The organism is Klebsiella sp. B345 (assembly GCF_051131735.1).
Lineage (GTDB): Bacteria > Pseudomonadota > Gammaproteobacteria > Enterobacterales > Enterobacteriaceae > Klebsiella.
In genome coordinates this window covers 2,180,130-2,192,590 of the sequence record NZ_CP180443.1, presented here as the reverse complement: position 1 = coordinate 2,192,590, position 12,461 = coordinate 2,180,130, and the positions used below count along the sequence as shown (strand labels likewise).

General features: G+C 55.2%; 11 protein-coding genes, 1 tRNA gene and 1 pseudogene. 5 read left to right on the top strand and 8 right to left on the bottom strand.

All coding sequences use genetic code 11. From position 1 onward, the window contains the following. Positions 1-8: 8 nt before the first annotated feature. The gene (locus tag ACMYSO_RS10235) at positions 9-230 is read left to right on the top strand and encodes a helix-turn-helix domain-containing protein (protein WP_434670395.1); all 222 of its coding nucleotides are present in this window, start codon (positions 9-11) and stop codon (positions 228-230) included. Between the two features lie 208 nt (positions 231-438). Here ACMYSO_RS10235 and ACMYSO_RS10230 read toward each other — a convergent pair whose 3' ends face one another. After that, positions 439-729, bottom strand: coding sequence for a hypothetical protein (locus ACMYSO_RS10230; protein ID WP_434670393.1), 291 nt, complete (start codon positions 727-729; stop codon positions 439-441). Positions 730-1,173: 444 nt separating this feature from the next. Here ACMYSO_RS10230 and ACMYSO_RS10225 point away from each other — a divergent pair, with 444 nt between their 5' ends. Beyond that, the gene (locus ACMYSO_RS10225) at positions 1,174-2,055 is read left to right on the top strand and encodes an integrase domain-containing protein (RefSeq protein ID WP_434670392.1); all 882 of its coding nucleotides are present in this window, start codon (positions 1,174-1,176) and stop codon (positions 2,053-2,055) included. A 241-nt stretch (positions 2,056-2,296) separates the two neighbouring features. Here ACMYSO_RS10225 and ACMYSO_RS10220 read toward each other — a convergent pair. From ACMYSO_RS10220 to ACMYSO_RS10210, 3 genes and pseudogenes are all read right to left on the bottom strand, one after another. Next, a pseudogene (locus ACMYSO_RS10220) lies at positions 2,297-3,539 on the bottom strand (tyrosine-type recombinase/integrase). Between the two features lie 162 nt (positions 3,540-3,701). After that, a tRNA-Phe gene (locus ACMYSO_RS10215) sits at positions 3,702-3,777 on the bottom strand. Between the two features lie 105 nt (positions 3,778-3,882). After that, positions 3,883-4,596 (bottom strand): DUF554 domain-containing protein, encoded by a 714-nt coding sequence (locus tag ACMYSO_RS10210; protein ID WP_434670390.1) that lies wholly within the window; start codon positions 4,594-4,596, stop codon positions 3,883-3,885. Between the two features lie 437 nt (positions 4,597-5,033). On the opposite strand from ACMYSO_RS10210, the gene ACMYSO_RS10205 reads away from it, so the two are divergent. Further along, on the top strand, positions 5,034-7,172 hold the full coding sequence (locus ACMYSO_RS10205; protein ID WP_434670389.1) for an ornithine decarboxylase: 2,139 nt from the start codon (positions 5,034-5,036) through the stop codon (positions 7,170-7,172). A 69-nt stretch (positions 7,173-7,241) separates the two neighbouring features. Here ACMYSO_RS10205 and ACMYSO_RS10200 read toward each other — a convergent pair whose 3' ends face one another. The 4 genes from ACMYSO_RS10200 to mutY all read right to left on the bottom strand — a co-directional run bounded on the left by ACMYSO_RS10200 (position 7,242) and on the right by mutY (position 11,233). Next, entirely contained in the window at positions 7,242-8,501 is a 1,260-nt protein-coding gene (locus tag ACMYSO_RS10200; RefSeq protein ID WP_434670388.1) for a nucleoside permease, read from the bottom strand. A 237-nt stretch (positions 8,502-8,738) separates the two neighbouring features. Further along, on the bottom strand, positions 8,739-9,824 hold the full coding sequence (gene mltC / locus ACMYSO_RS10195; RefSeq protein ID WP_434670387.1) for a membrane-bound lytic murein transglycosylase MltC: 1,086 nt from the start codon (positions 9,822-9,824) through the stop codon (positions 8,739-8,741). Positions 9,825-9,874: 50 nt separating this feature from the next. Continuing rightward, positions 9,875-10,147, bottom strand: a complete 273-nt coding sequence (locus ACMYSO_RS10190; protein WP_123756494.1) for an oxidative damage protection protein — start codon at positions 10,145-10,147, stop codon at positions 9,875-9,877. A 27-nt stretch (positions 10,148-10,174) separates the two neighbouring features. Continuing rightward, entirely contained in the window at positions 10,175-11,233 is a 1,059-nt protein-coding gene (gene mutY / locus ACMYSO_RS10185; protein ID WP_434670385.1) for an A/G-specific adenine glycosylase, read from the bottom strand. Between the two features lie 136 nt (positions 11,234-11,369). Here mutY and trmB point away from each other — a divergent pair, with 136 nt between their 5' ends. Continuing rightward, complete coding sequence (trmB, locus tag ACMYSO_RS10180) at positions 11,370-12,089, top strand: tRNA (guanosine(46)-N7)-methyltransferase TrmB (RefSeq protein ID WP_434583095.1); 720 nt, start codon at positions 11,370-11,372, stop codon at positions 12,087-12,089. Further along, positions 12,089-12,415 (top strand): YggL family protein, encoded by a 327-nt coding sequence (locus ACMYSO_RS10175; protein ID WP_434670384.1) that lies wholly within the window; start codon positions 12,089-12,091, stop codon positions 12,413-12,415. The genes trmB and ACMYSO_RS10175 overlap by 1 nt, the downstream gene beginning before the upstream one ends. Positions 12,416-12,461 lie beyond the last annotated feature (46 nt).

Genomic DNA, 12,461 nt, shown 5'->3' with positions numbered 1-12,461 from the left:
TGATGGAGATGATTGATAAGGACTGGCACCCGGCAGATATCATCGCCGGGTTAAGAAAGAGAGGAACTTCACTGGCAGCCGTTTCCCGCAGATCAGGGCTGGCGTCCTCCACGCTGGCGAACGCGCTTACCCGCCACTGGCCTAAGGGTGAAAGGTTGATCGCCGAAGAGTTGGGTGTTGCGCCGGAGCAAATCTGGCCTTCCCGCTACCGCAAGCCTGAATACCGCTAAATCAAAACAGACTCTCCCGATCTTCTGCCAGCGTTTGCTGGCGGAAGGTCGGGAGAAGGCAAGCGAAGCGCGGCAGGTTGTCATTCATAAAATGACGAAAAAATCCACAAGCAACTCAATTTTCAGAAAAAAAGTTTCCCCTTTTCATCCGTGCCAACCGAGTGTAATCTTCTTCCTGCACTCCGCTGCTTCGGCAGCTCCCAAAGCTTCATGACCTGAAAGAAGCGCCTGATTCGTCAGGAGATGGTTGCCATTTTACCGGCAGGGCCTCTGCAAAAATGCCGGGCCGCAGATGCTGCGGCAGGGGTTGAGAGCTATACACGCTACATCCTTTCACTGCACCAGTTCGCTGGTTATGTTTCCATTCGACCGGAAATCTCACGATTTCCTGGCTCATCCGTACTTGCTGATTGTCAGCGCTTTTTATCTGCGCCAGATCTCTGGCCAATACTGCTCTGCGCCGGAAACGATCCGGTAAATCCTGCACTTGCTGCCACATCAGCGCCTTTTATTTTACGGGCTGCGGCCTGCAAAGACAGCAGACTTTGCTGCCGCGTGACCGTAAAACTGCACCAGAATTTGCGTTATCAGAGCGCAACGCTGAACCGGGCGTCACTTGAGTCCCGTAGCACGGGCGCAAGTGACGCCGTTCCACCACGCCGACGCAAGCCACGGTTTATCCGGCCTGCACCCTCAATCCCCCACACTGACACGCCGTTTTCAGGCCGTTGTCGGTTCAGAAAAGGAGAAAAAGATCGATACCGAGGGGGGCATGATGCCCCGGAGAATTTCCTGCTCACGCAGGCAGCCTGTACCGCGTACAGGCTGAAACTCCCTACACCTCAACAACCTGCCACCCCGGCGTGAAGGTATCGTTCTGGCGCAGCCACAAAGCATACGCCGGGGCCAGATTGTGCTTTTTATCGGGCTGCAAGGGGGAGTTATGGGAAAATTAGGCGGTGAAATGAAGGCGCTGGCCAAAAAAGCGGGCGGCAGTTTTAAAACGGTGGATGACCGAATTCATATTGTACAGCGGTTCAGCCGCCATTTACGCTCGCTGAATATCCAGATCCAGCGGGTGGAGCAGATCAAGGTTCGCCATATCGAATGCTATATTCAGGCGCGTCTGGCGCAGGAGATCGGCAAGCGAACACTGCAAAATGAAATGGCCGCGCTGCGTGCCGTACTGCAACAGGCCGGACGTAAGCAGGTGGCGGAACATGAGCGGCTGACCAATAAAGCATTAGGGCTCGCTGGCGCATCCCGTAACGGCACCAACCGGGCCATTACGCCGGAGCATTACCAGCAGGTGCTGGTAGCCGCCCGTGACAAAGATGCAGGGCTGGCGGCAACGCTGGAACTCTCAAGGCTGATGGGGTTGCGCTCGCAGGAGGCGGTACAGAGCGCGCAGTCGCTGAAAACGTGGAAACAGGCTATTGAACGCGGTGAGACGCGACTGACAGTAGTTTACGGCACCAAAGGCGGGCGGCCTCGTGAGACGGTCATTCTGGATGTTGGCGCAGTCCGCAAGGCGCTGGAGAATGCGTTAACTGTCGCAGGACAGCGTAACGGCAGGCTGATCGACAGACCCGACCTCAAATCGGCCATGAATTACTGGCACAAACGGGCGGTTACCGCCGGGCTGACTGGCGCATATTCCCCGCATTCATTGCGCTACGCCTGGGCGCAGGATGCGCTCCTCCATTATCTGGCGCAGGGATTCAGCGAAAAAGAAGCGCTGGCAATGACGGCGATGGGTTTGGGTCACGGCGACGGGCGTGGGCGGTATGTGGCGCAGGTCTACGGGCGTCAGGAAGAGGAATAATTTCCCGTTCTGGTGCAATCATGAAGCGGCTTGTGTGCAAAGGAAAAAGGTCGAAGGGTAAAGGCCCGCTAAGGGTAACAGCGCCAGACCGGAAAGGGCCAAAGGGCTGAAAAGGCCGGAGCTGGCGCAGATCGACGTTTATCCGGGGAGAGCTGGCGCAGCGAAATGGATTTTGGTGCTGGTGCAAAATAAAAAAGCAGATCCGCTGAGATCTGCTTTCCGGTGTGGCGCGTTAACAGATTCAGGCTGCCTCAATCCGCCGCTCATAGCGGTACGGCGGAATAAACTTCTGCCGACAGGCGTCGAGATAGTCTGACCACCACTGCATCATCTGCGTGCGCTCGTCGAGGTGCTCCGCCTTGTGGATATACGCGGCGCGGACGTTGTTACGTTCCTGATGGCTCATCTGCCGCTCCACGGCGTCTTTTGACCAGCGCCCGGACTCGATCAGCGCGCTACAGGCCATCGTGCGGAAGCCGTGACCGCAAATGTCCACCTTCGTGTCATAGCCCATCGTGCGCAGCGCCTTGTTAATGGTGTTTTCGCTCATCGGCTTGTGCGGATCGTGATCACCGGGAAACAGCAATTCGCTGTTGCCGGACAGCAGCTTTAGCTGTTTCAGCACCATGACCGCCTGTTTTGACAGCGGCACCAGATGCGGCGTTTTCATCTTTGCGCCGCGCTCTGAATAACGCACGCCGGGCGGGGATGGTCCACATTGCGCCATCCAGATCGATCTCCGTCCAGCGGGCAAAGCGCAGTTCGCTGGAGCGGATAAAAATCAGCAGGTTAAGCTGTACCGCCAGGCGGGTTAACAGCCTGCCGGAATAGCCCTCCAGTCGCTCCAGTAATTCTGGCATCTTTTCCAGCGACAGGGCAGGGTAGTGGTTTTTCGGCGGCGGCGCGATGGCACCTGTAAGATCGCTGGCCGGGTTGCTGGCGATCAGGCTCTCCTGCACCGCGTAGCGCATGATCGCCGTGGTGCGCTGCTGTATTCGCGCGGCGGTTTCCAGATTGCCTTTTCTCTCCGCCACTCGCAGCGGGATCAGCAGATCGGCGGTTTTCAGGTCGGCAACGGGGATTTTGCCAATCAGCGGGAAAACGTGAAGCTCCAGTGAGCGCAGGATCTTCGCCGCGTGATGCTCCGTCCAGCGGATATTGCCTGTCAGCCACTTACGGGCGACCTCCTCAAAGGTATTGCCGCTTTTCTTCGCCTGTTTCTCCTGTTGTTTTTTCAAGCCCAGATCGTCGCCTGCACTGAGTACGGCTCTGGCTTCCTCGCGCAGCTTACGCGCATTCGCCAGTGTCACGGTCGGGTAAGCGCCAAACGCCAGCTTCTTCTCCTTGCCGCCGAAGCGGTACTTGAGTTGCCAGAGTCTAGAGCCGTTGGGCTTTATGAGCAGGTAAAGACCCTGTGCGTCGCTGAGTTTGTAAGGTTTGTCGATAGGCTTGGCATTGCGGATGGCGGTATCGGTGAGTGGCATAGCGGGGGCTCCAGAGTTTATCGAACCAACAGGCCCCCAATTAAGCCCCAAAAACTCTGGATGTCAAAAAACCTGACGGAACTTTTCAGTACCATAAGGTTTCTTTAACTTAATGATTTTATAACGTTTCAGGACGTATAGGGACATCATGAAACTAAATTTTGGTGCCCGGACTCGGAATCGAACCAAGGACACGGGGATTTTCAATCCCCTGCTCTACCGACTGAGCTATCCGGGCAACGGGGCGCATTAAAACCGATTCGCCTCGCTGCGTCAACGAAATTTATTCAATTTGATGCAGACTGCACAATCTATCACCAGTTCGAATTAAAAGCACGCATCTTCAGGCGAAAAAGGCCGTCCAGGCCAGTGATATCGGCATTGCCAGCAGCAGGGCGGGCAGCATGTTCACCACTGCAAACATCTTAATTCCGCAGATTCGCAGGCCCGTTGCCAGCAGCAGCATTCCGCCGACGGCGGTAAAATCTGCCATCATCATCGGCGTCGTCAGCGGCATAATCAACGAGGCGCAGGCCGCCAGCGACAGCTGAATAAGCAGCATCGGCACACAAATCGCGGAAACGGCAAACCCGAGGGTGCAGGCGAAAATCGTGGCGGTGAAAAAGTCGAGAAAGGCCTTAGCGATAAGAATGCTGGCATCGCCGGTCATGCCCTCGCGCATGGCACCAAAAATCCCCGTGCCGCTGGCGCAAAACAGCACAATAATGGCGACGTAGCTCTGAATAAACGACGTATTTACCGGGGCCTTTGTTTTGCCTTTCGGCGTGAGCCATTGCTGGAGCTTGCTCACCAGGCTATTGACGCCTTTTTCCATGTTACAGGCTTCACCAAGCAGCGTTCCCACCAACGTCGACAGCACCATCACCGGCAGATTGGCACACTTGATCACCAGCAGAATACCAATCCCCAATGAGGCCAGACCAAAAATAGAGGTCATCGACGTGCGGATCCGCTCCGGTAGTCTCTGGCTCAATAGCGCACCGAGTATGCCGCCCAAAAGGACCGCGCCGGCGTTAATAAAAGGTCCTGTAACCACTTTCAAGCTCCTGTTCATCATCCCGATCACCGCGTTATTATGACCTGAAAGTGCGGCAAAGGCCTGCGAATATGCCTGCTCATCGCATACAGATTTCATCTTGCGCGGGTATGTCAAAGGTGACATTATTGCGCGAATTTTCTTCTCTTCAACCATGAGGCCGCTGGGATGCTAATACCGTCTTTAGATCGCCACTGCCGCAGCGCGCAGGTGCATCAGCTGCCTCATCTTGCTACGCTATCTTCTGATGACCTGCCACCCATGCGGTGACGGCAGCGCATGCTCACTGCAGGACAACAGTAAGAGCGGACCCGGTCTGTTTTTACTGATGTCGGGCGGTCGGAGCTGGGATCCAGTCAGACCCTGACAGTTCGTTGGGCAAGGCGTAAGCGCCTTGCCTGAAGCCTTTTACTCTCCCGAAACGGGTATTCGCGCTAATGAAATCCATGCACATTGCCGCCAGCCACGCGCTGGTTTCTCATCTTTCCACCCACCGCAGCGTGGTGGCGCTGGACAGTACTGATTTTACCGATGTGGCGGCAGTCGTCATTACCGAAGCGGACAGCCGCAGCGGCATCCTTACGCTGCTTAATCGCAGCGGTTTTAATCTGCCCGTCTATCTGCTGAGCGATGCCAGCCCGGCAAAGCCGCAGGGCGTGACCGCCGTCATCACCGGCAAAGAACAGGAGTGGCTCGAGCTGGAAGCCTCTGCCTGCAGCTACGAAGAACGCCTGCTGCCGCCGTTTTTCGACACCCTGACCCAGTACGTTGAAATGGATAACAGCACCTTTGCCTGCCCGGGACATCAGCATGGCGCTTTCTTTAAAAAGCACCCAGCCGGTCGTCAGTTCTTTGATTTCTTTGGCGAAAATGTGTTTCGTGCCGATATGTGCAACGCCGATGTTAAGCTCGGCGACCTGCTGATCCATGAAGGGTCGGCCAAGCACGCGCAGAAATTCGCAGCGAAGGTCTTCAACGCCGACAAAACCTATTTTGTCCTTAACGGCACCTCGGCGGCGAATAAAGTGGTGAGCAACGCTCTGCTGACGCGTGGCGACCTGGTGCTGTTTGACCGCAACAACCATAAATCCAACCACCATGGTGCGCTGATTCAGGCCGGGGCGACGCCGGTCTATCTCGAAGCCTCGCGCAACCCGTTTGGTTTTATCGGCGGTATCGACGACCACTGCTTTGACGAAAGCTACCTGCGTAAGCTGATTCAGGAAGTTGCGCCAGAGAAAGCCGATGCGCCGCGCCCGTTCCGCCTGGCGGTAATTCAGTTGGGCACCTACGACGGCACGGTCTACAACGCGCGTCAGGTCGTCGATAAGATCGGTGGCCTGTGCGATTACATCCTGTTTGATTCCGCCTGGGTAGGCTATGAACAATTTATCCCGATGATGGCGGACTGCTCACCGCTGCTGCTCGATCTGAATGAAAACGATCCGGGCATTTTCGTCACACAGTCGGTGCATAAGCAGCAGGCCGGGTTCTCGCAAACCTCGCAGATCCACAAGAAAGATAACCACCTGCGTGGCCAGGCGCGCTTTTGCCCGCACAAGCGGCTGAATAACGCCTTTATGCTGCACGCCTCTACCAGCCCGTTTTACCCACTCTTTGCAGCGCTGGACGTTAACGCCAAAATCCACGAAGGAGAGAGCGGCCGTCGCCTGTGGGCAGAGTGTGTGGCGCTGGGGATTGAAGCGCGTAAAGCGATTATCGCCCAATGCAAAATGATCCAGCCGTTTGTGCCGCCGCAGGTGGCAGGACGCCCGTGGCAGGACTATCCCACCGAAGAGATCGCGGCTGAACGCCATTTCTTCAGCTTTGAGCCGGGTGCCCGCTGGCACGGTTTTGAAGGCTACGCCCAGGATCAGTACTTCGTTGACCCTTGCAAGCTGCTGCTGACCACGCCGGGCATCGACGCTGAAAGCGGCGAATATACCGATTTTGGGATCCCGGCGACGATTCTGGCGCACTATCTGCGGGAGAACGGCATCGTGCCGGAGAAGTGCGATCTCAACTCGATACTGTTCCTGCTCACCCCGGCCGAAAGCGCCGAAAAGCTGGCTCAACTGGTGGCGATGCTGGCGCAGTTCGAGCAGCATATCGAAGCCGATACCCCTCTGGCCGACGTACTGCCGACCATCTATAACAAATATCCGGTTCGCTATCGCGACTATACCCTCCGTGAGCTGTGTCAGGAGATGCACGACCTGTACGTCAGCTTTGAGGTGAAAGACCTGCAAAAAGAGATGTTCCGCAAACACAGCTTCCCGCGTGTAGTCATGAACCCGCAGGATGCAAACCGCGAGTTTATCCGCGGTAACGTTGAGCTGGTGCGTTTGAGCGAGGCTGAAGGTCGCGTTGCTGCAGAAGGGGCGCTGCCGTACCCGCCGGGCGTGTTGTGCGTGGTACCGGGGGAAGTCTGGGGCGGCGCGGTGCTGCGCTACTTCCTGGCGCTGGAAGAGGGCGTCAATATGCTGCCCGGTTTCTCGCCCGAGCTGCAGGGGGTCTACAGTGAAACGGACTCTGATGGCATCAAGCGGCTATATGGTTACGTGCTGAAGGCTTAAAAAAACGCCCCGTCGGGAAGACGGGGCGCTGCATGTTGTTGCTTTCTGGTATCGCTACCCGGTGGCGCATTAATGTGCGATGGTAGCCTGCGCGCCTGCCGGTGCTCGTACGTGTTTGTACTTAAACAGGGCGATAAAGGCGACAGCCAGCACCAGTGAGTATGCCGCAAAGATCAGCCATACCGGCTGCCAGTCGGTGATACCGTTGGTGGTATACATTTCCACGACTTTCCCGCTCACCACGCCGCCGAGGATACAGCCGAATCCGTTGGTCATCATCAGGAACATCCCCTGGGCACTGGCACGGATTTCCGGGCGTACTTCTTTCTCGACAAACACCGAACCAGAAATGTTGAAGAAGTCGAAGGCGCAGCCGTAGACAATCATCGACAGCACCAGCAGCACGGTACCGAACGGCGTCGGGTCGCCATAGGCAAACAGACCGAAGCGCAGCATCCAGGCGAAGATACTGATGATCATCACATTCTTGATGCCGTAGCGGCTGAGGAAGAACGGGATGGTCAGAATGAACAGGGTTTCGGAGATCTGCGAGATCGACATCATCACCGACGCGTGTTCAACGATAAAGCTGCCGGAGAACAGCGGGTTGTTATCGAAGCTGTGCAGGAAGGTGTTCCCGAACATGTTGGTGATTTGCAGTTCAGCGCCTAATAGCATGGAGAAGATAAAGAAAATCGCCATGCGCTTGTTTTTGAACAGGGCAAAAGCGTCCAGGCCCAGCATGGTGCTCCAGCTCTGGTTTTTCTGCTGATTAGAGACCGGAATATGCGGCAGCGTCAGGGTGAACAGCGCAAGGACAATGGAAAGCGCTGCGCCGATATACAGCTGCATATGGCTCAGTTCAAAGCCGGCAAAGCTCACGCCCCACATGGCGATGATAAAGCCGATGGTGCCCCAGATACGGATCGGCGGGAAATCGGTCACGATATCCAGCCCGGCGGATTTCAACCGGTAGTAGGAGATGGTGTTGATCAAGCCCAGCGTTGGCATATAGGCCAGCGAGTTAAGCAGGATGACAAAGAACATTTCTCCCGGCGTAGTGACCTGGGCCGCCATAAACAGCGTACCGGCTCCCACCAGGTGACACAGCGCATACACCCACTTTGCGCTGACCCATTTATCCGCGACGATCCCAAGCAGCGTAGGCATCAGGACCGCTGCAATGCCGAGCGAACTGTACACGGCACCGATAGACGCACCATCGAACTTGAGCGTCACAAACATATAGGAGCCGAGTGTTGTCAGCCAACTACCCCACAGGCAGAACTGCAGAAACGACAAAATTTTAAGCTGCAGCTTAAGGTTCATGTTATTTTCCTCACAAAATGGCGGGGTTCTTGTTTTGTTAATTACATACAGGGTTGCTGTTTGATGTGATTCTATCAGTCCCGGTGGTTATGTTTTGTTACCTTCCGCAAAAAAATGCAATCCACATTAGCTTGCAGATTAAATTGTGATGCAAATAACATTTTCGTATGAAGTGCCGGCGAGGGCGATGGAATACCCGGCCCTTTCTGGTCTTGAAAGGGCGGGTGAGGGCGAGGCTTATTTCCGGCGGTAGGACTTCTGCGCGGTATTGACCTTATACAGGTAACGGCGAGACTCTGCGGACGGATGGCGGTTGGTGATGGTGGAGTAAACATCACCCGGCGTCATGCTGTTAATGATGTTAGCGGCCTGAACCTTATCGCTGGAGAAGATGCGCAGAACGCTACCCGCTCCCCCGTTATAGGCGGTGATCACCGCATACCGTCGCGAGGTCGGGTTATCGATGCCTGACAGATACACGTTATTCAGCATCGCCAGATAGGCGGTGCCGGTATCGATGTTATTTGCCGGGTCGAACAGATAGCTGCGGCTTGGCAGACCCGATTTACCCTGCGAACGATAGACGTCTTTCCCGGCGCTGTGCTGAACCACCTGCATCAGGCCAAGCGCATCAGCATGACTGACGGCGTAGGGGTTAAAGGACGATTCTGTCTGCATAATCGCCAGAATCAGCGACTCATCCACGCCATATTTCCGCGCCGACTGACGAACGTAGCCGATGTACTTATGCGCACGTTTGTCGAGGTGGTTGGGCACCAGATTAATGGTAATGCTGTAGATGATGCGCAGACCGTTGCTGCGACTTTTCAGTCGCGTCTGCAGCAGATAGTCAGCATAGCGCGACGCGCGCCACTCCCAGCGGATCGGATCGCCGTGGTTATCGACCACCTGGCCGTACAAGAACGGCTCTTTCGAGATCTGAATATCGTCAGCATCGGAGTAGAGATCGATGGAACCCGGATCGTCGCCCATCAGCAGGGTCTTGATGATCGTCTGGCGTAAACGGCCGGTCGGATCGGTACCTGCAATGGTCTCGACGGTAATGGTCCCCTCATCAAAGTTGATGTGGCTACGGGTCTGATACTGATCGGTGTATTTGACGTAGTCCTTCGGCCCGGCGAGCAGAACTTCTTTATAACCCCAAATATTTTCAATGTTATGGGCAAACTGCCCCATCAGAATATCGAAGCCGTTGGTGTCCTTGACCCAGGCTTCGTTATACCCGTCGCCCTTTTTAGTAGAGCTGGAACACGAAACGAGCAAAGGCGCGATGAGCGCTAGCGCTAAATATTTTTTCATCATTCCGGGAGTGTGCGTTGTGTTTGTTGTGCTTAAGGGTCATCTGACGACGACTATTTTTCTGGCGGCGTGTAGCCTTCAATGTGCACATCTTTCCCTTCAAACAGGAACTTGATCATCTCTTGTTCCAGCAGCTTGCGGTGTTCCACGTTCATCATGTTGAGCTTCTGCTCGTTGATTAACATGGTTTGCTTGTGCTGCCACTGCGCCCAGGCTTCTTTAGAAATTTCGTTATAGATACGTTTGCCTAGCTCGCCCGGATACAGCTGGAAATCCTGGCCATCTGCTTCACGCTGCAGGAAAGTACAAAAAATCGTTCTGCTCATTAGTGATCCTCTTTATTCGCCAGAAAACTATGCCAGTGCCCCGGCTTTTAGTTGTTGCAACAGGCGCTCGACGGGAGCGGCCAGTCCGACCGACGGCGGCTGCGCTAAGTTATACCAGAGTGCGTTGCCTTCATCCATGCATGAGCCGGATGAATCTACCTGAAGCCACATCGGGACGATATCCAGATGAAAATGGCTGAAAGTATGGCGGAACGCGGTCATCTGCGTCAGATTATCGGCCTTAATCTGCCGCTGAGCCAGCCATTCACGCAGTGCAGACTCCTCCTCAAACTGAGGAAAGCAGAATAATCCGCCCCATAATCCCACCGGCGGACGCTGAGCAAGGAACACTTCATTGCCGTGCTGCATCAGCAGCAAATAGCCGGTACGTTCCGGAATAATCTGTTTCGGTTTTTTGCCTGGATATTGCGCCCAGGAATGGTTTGCATAGGCAATGCAGCCATTATGCAACGGGCAAATTTCGCATTTAGGTTTCGATCGGGTGCAGACAATCGCCCCGAGATCCATCATCGCCTGGTTAAAACGCTCGACCCCGTTGGCTGGCGTGACCTCTTCGCTTATCTGCCACAGACGCTTCTCTACCTCTTTTTTCCCCGGCCAGCCGCTGACCGCGTAGCAGCGTGCCAGTACTCGCTTCACGTTACCATCCAGAATGGGGAAATGTTGGCCGAGAGAAAGCGATAAAATAGCGCCCGCCGTCGAGCGCCCGACGCCGGGCAGCGCGGCCACTTCGTCAAAGGTTTGTGGGAATTTACCGCCGTGTTGGTTGGCCACCTGCTGTGCGGCCTTATGTAAGTTACGCGCGCGGGCGTAATAGCCCAGCCCGGTCCACAGGTGCAGAACTTCATCCAACGGCGCTTCGGCCAGATCGGTAACCGTCGGGAAGCGCGCCATAAAGCGTTCAAAATAAGGGATAACCGTTGTGACCTGGGTTTGTTGCAACATCACTTCGGAGAGCCATACTTTGTAAGGCGTTTTGCCGATTTGCCACGGCAGGGTTTTACGGCCGTATTTGTCGTACCAGTCCAACACCTGGGTTGAAAATTGCGCGGCGAGAAAAGTCAAAGGTACAGCTCCGGAATCGCGAGAACAGGGTGGCAGATTGCAGCATAAGGGCGAGAGGCTGTAAACCCTTGCATCCGTCGGGTAACTTTGGATAATGCCCGTTTTCCGAACACTTTCACAAGCAGACTTAACTTTTATGAAAAACGACGTCATATCTCCGGAATTCGATGAAAACGGCCGCCCGCTGCGCCGCATTCGTAGCTTCGTCCGCCGCCAGGGGCGCCTGACTAAAGGGCAACAGCACGCGTTGGATAACATTTGGCCGGTGATGGGCGTTGAATTCAACGAAGCGCCGCTCGACTTCTCCGCGTTGTTTGGCCGCGAAGCGCCGGTGACCCTGGAAATCGGTTTCGGCATGGGCGCCTCGCTGGTGACCATGGCGAAGGCCAAGCCCGAGCAGAATTTCCTCGGTATTGAAGTCCACTCTCCTGGCGTCGGGGCATGTCTGGCCTCCGCAGAAGAAGAGGGTGTCCAGAACCTGCGCGTCATGTGTCATGATGCGGTGGAAGTGCTGCACACCATGATCCCGGATAACTCCCTGAATATGGTGCAGCTGTTTTTCCCTGACCCGTGGCATAAAGCGCGTCATAATAAACGCCGTATCGTCCAGGCACCTTTCGCTGAGCTGGTAAAAAGTAAGCTGAAGCTGGGCGGCGTCTTCCATATGGCGACCGACTGGGAAGCTTATGCAGAGCATATGCTGGAAGTGATGTCATCGCTTGATGGCTATCGTAACCAGTCGGAAAGCAACGATTACGTACCGCGCCCGGAATCACGTCCGGTAACCAAATTTGAACAGCGTGGTCATCGTCTTGGCCACGGCGTATGGGACTTAATGTTCGAGAGGGTAAAATAATGGCAAAAAATCGTAGCCGTCGTCTGCGTAAAAAAATGCATATCGATGAGTTTCAGGAGATCGGTTTTTCCGTTGCATGGCGTTTCCCGGAAGGGAGCACTGAAGATCATATCGACCAGACCGTGAACGATCTGATCGATGAAGTGATCGAGCCGAACAAGCTGGCGTTTGACGGCAGCGGCTACCTCTCCTGGGAAGGCCTGATCTGCATGCAGGAAATCGGCAAGTGTACGGAAGAGCATCAGGCTATCGTGCGCAAGTGGCTGGAAGATCGCCAGCTCGCCGATGTACGCACCAGCGAACTTTTTGACGTCTGGTGGGACTAAGTTTGACAAGGGTCGGCAATTGCCGACCCGTTTTGTCTTAAGGGAG

Bases quoted from the DNA above. Each gene is read 5' to 3' on its own strand.
- ACMYSO_RS10235 (WP_434670395.1), top strand. From the start codon at position 9: ATGATTGATAAGGACTGGCACCCGGCAGATATCATCGCCGGGTTAAGA.
- ACMYSO_RS10230 (WP_434670393.1), bottom strand. From the start codon at position 729: ATGTGGCAGCAAGTGCAGGATTTACCGGATCGTTTCCGGCGCAGAGCA.
- ACMYSO_RS10225 (WP_434670392.1), top strand. From the start codon at position 1,174: ATGGGAAAATTAGGCGGTGAAATGAAGGCGCTGGCCAAAAAAGCGGGC.
- ACMYSO_RS10205 (WP_434670389.1), top strand. From the start codon at position 5,034: ATGAAATCCATGCACATTGCCGCCAGCCACGCGCTGGTTTCTCATCTT.
- ACMYSO_RS10200 (WP_434670388.1), bottom strand. From the start codon at position 8,501: ATGAACCTTAAGCTGCAGCTTAAAATTTTGTCGTTTCTGCAGTTCTGC.
- mltC (WP_434670387.1), bottom strand. From the start codon at position 9,824: ATGATGAAAAAATATTTAGCGCTAGCGCTCATCGCGCCTTTGCTCGTT.
- ACMYSO_RS10190 (WP_123756494.1), bottom strand. From the start codon at position 10,147: ATGAGCAGAACGATTTTTTGTACTTTCCTGCAGCGTGAAGCAGATGGC.
- trmB (WP_434583095.1), top strand. From the start codon at position 11,370: ATGAAAAACGACGTCATATCTCCGGAATTCGATGAAAACGGCCGCCCG.
- ACMYSO_RS10175 (WP_434670384.1), top strand. From the start codon at position 12,089: ATGGCAAAAAATCGTAGCCGTCGTCTGCGTAAAAAAATGCATATCGAT.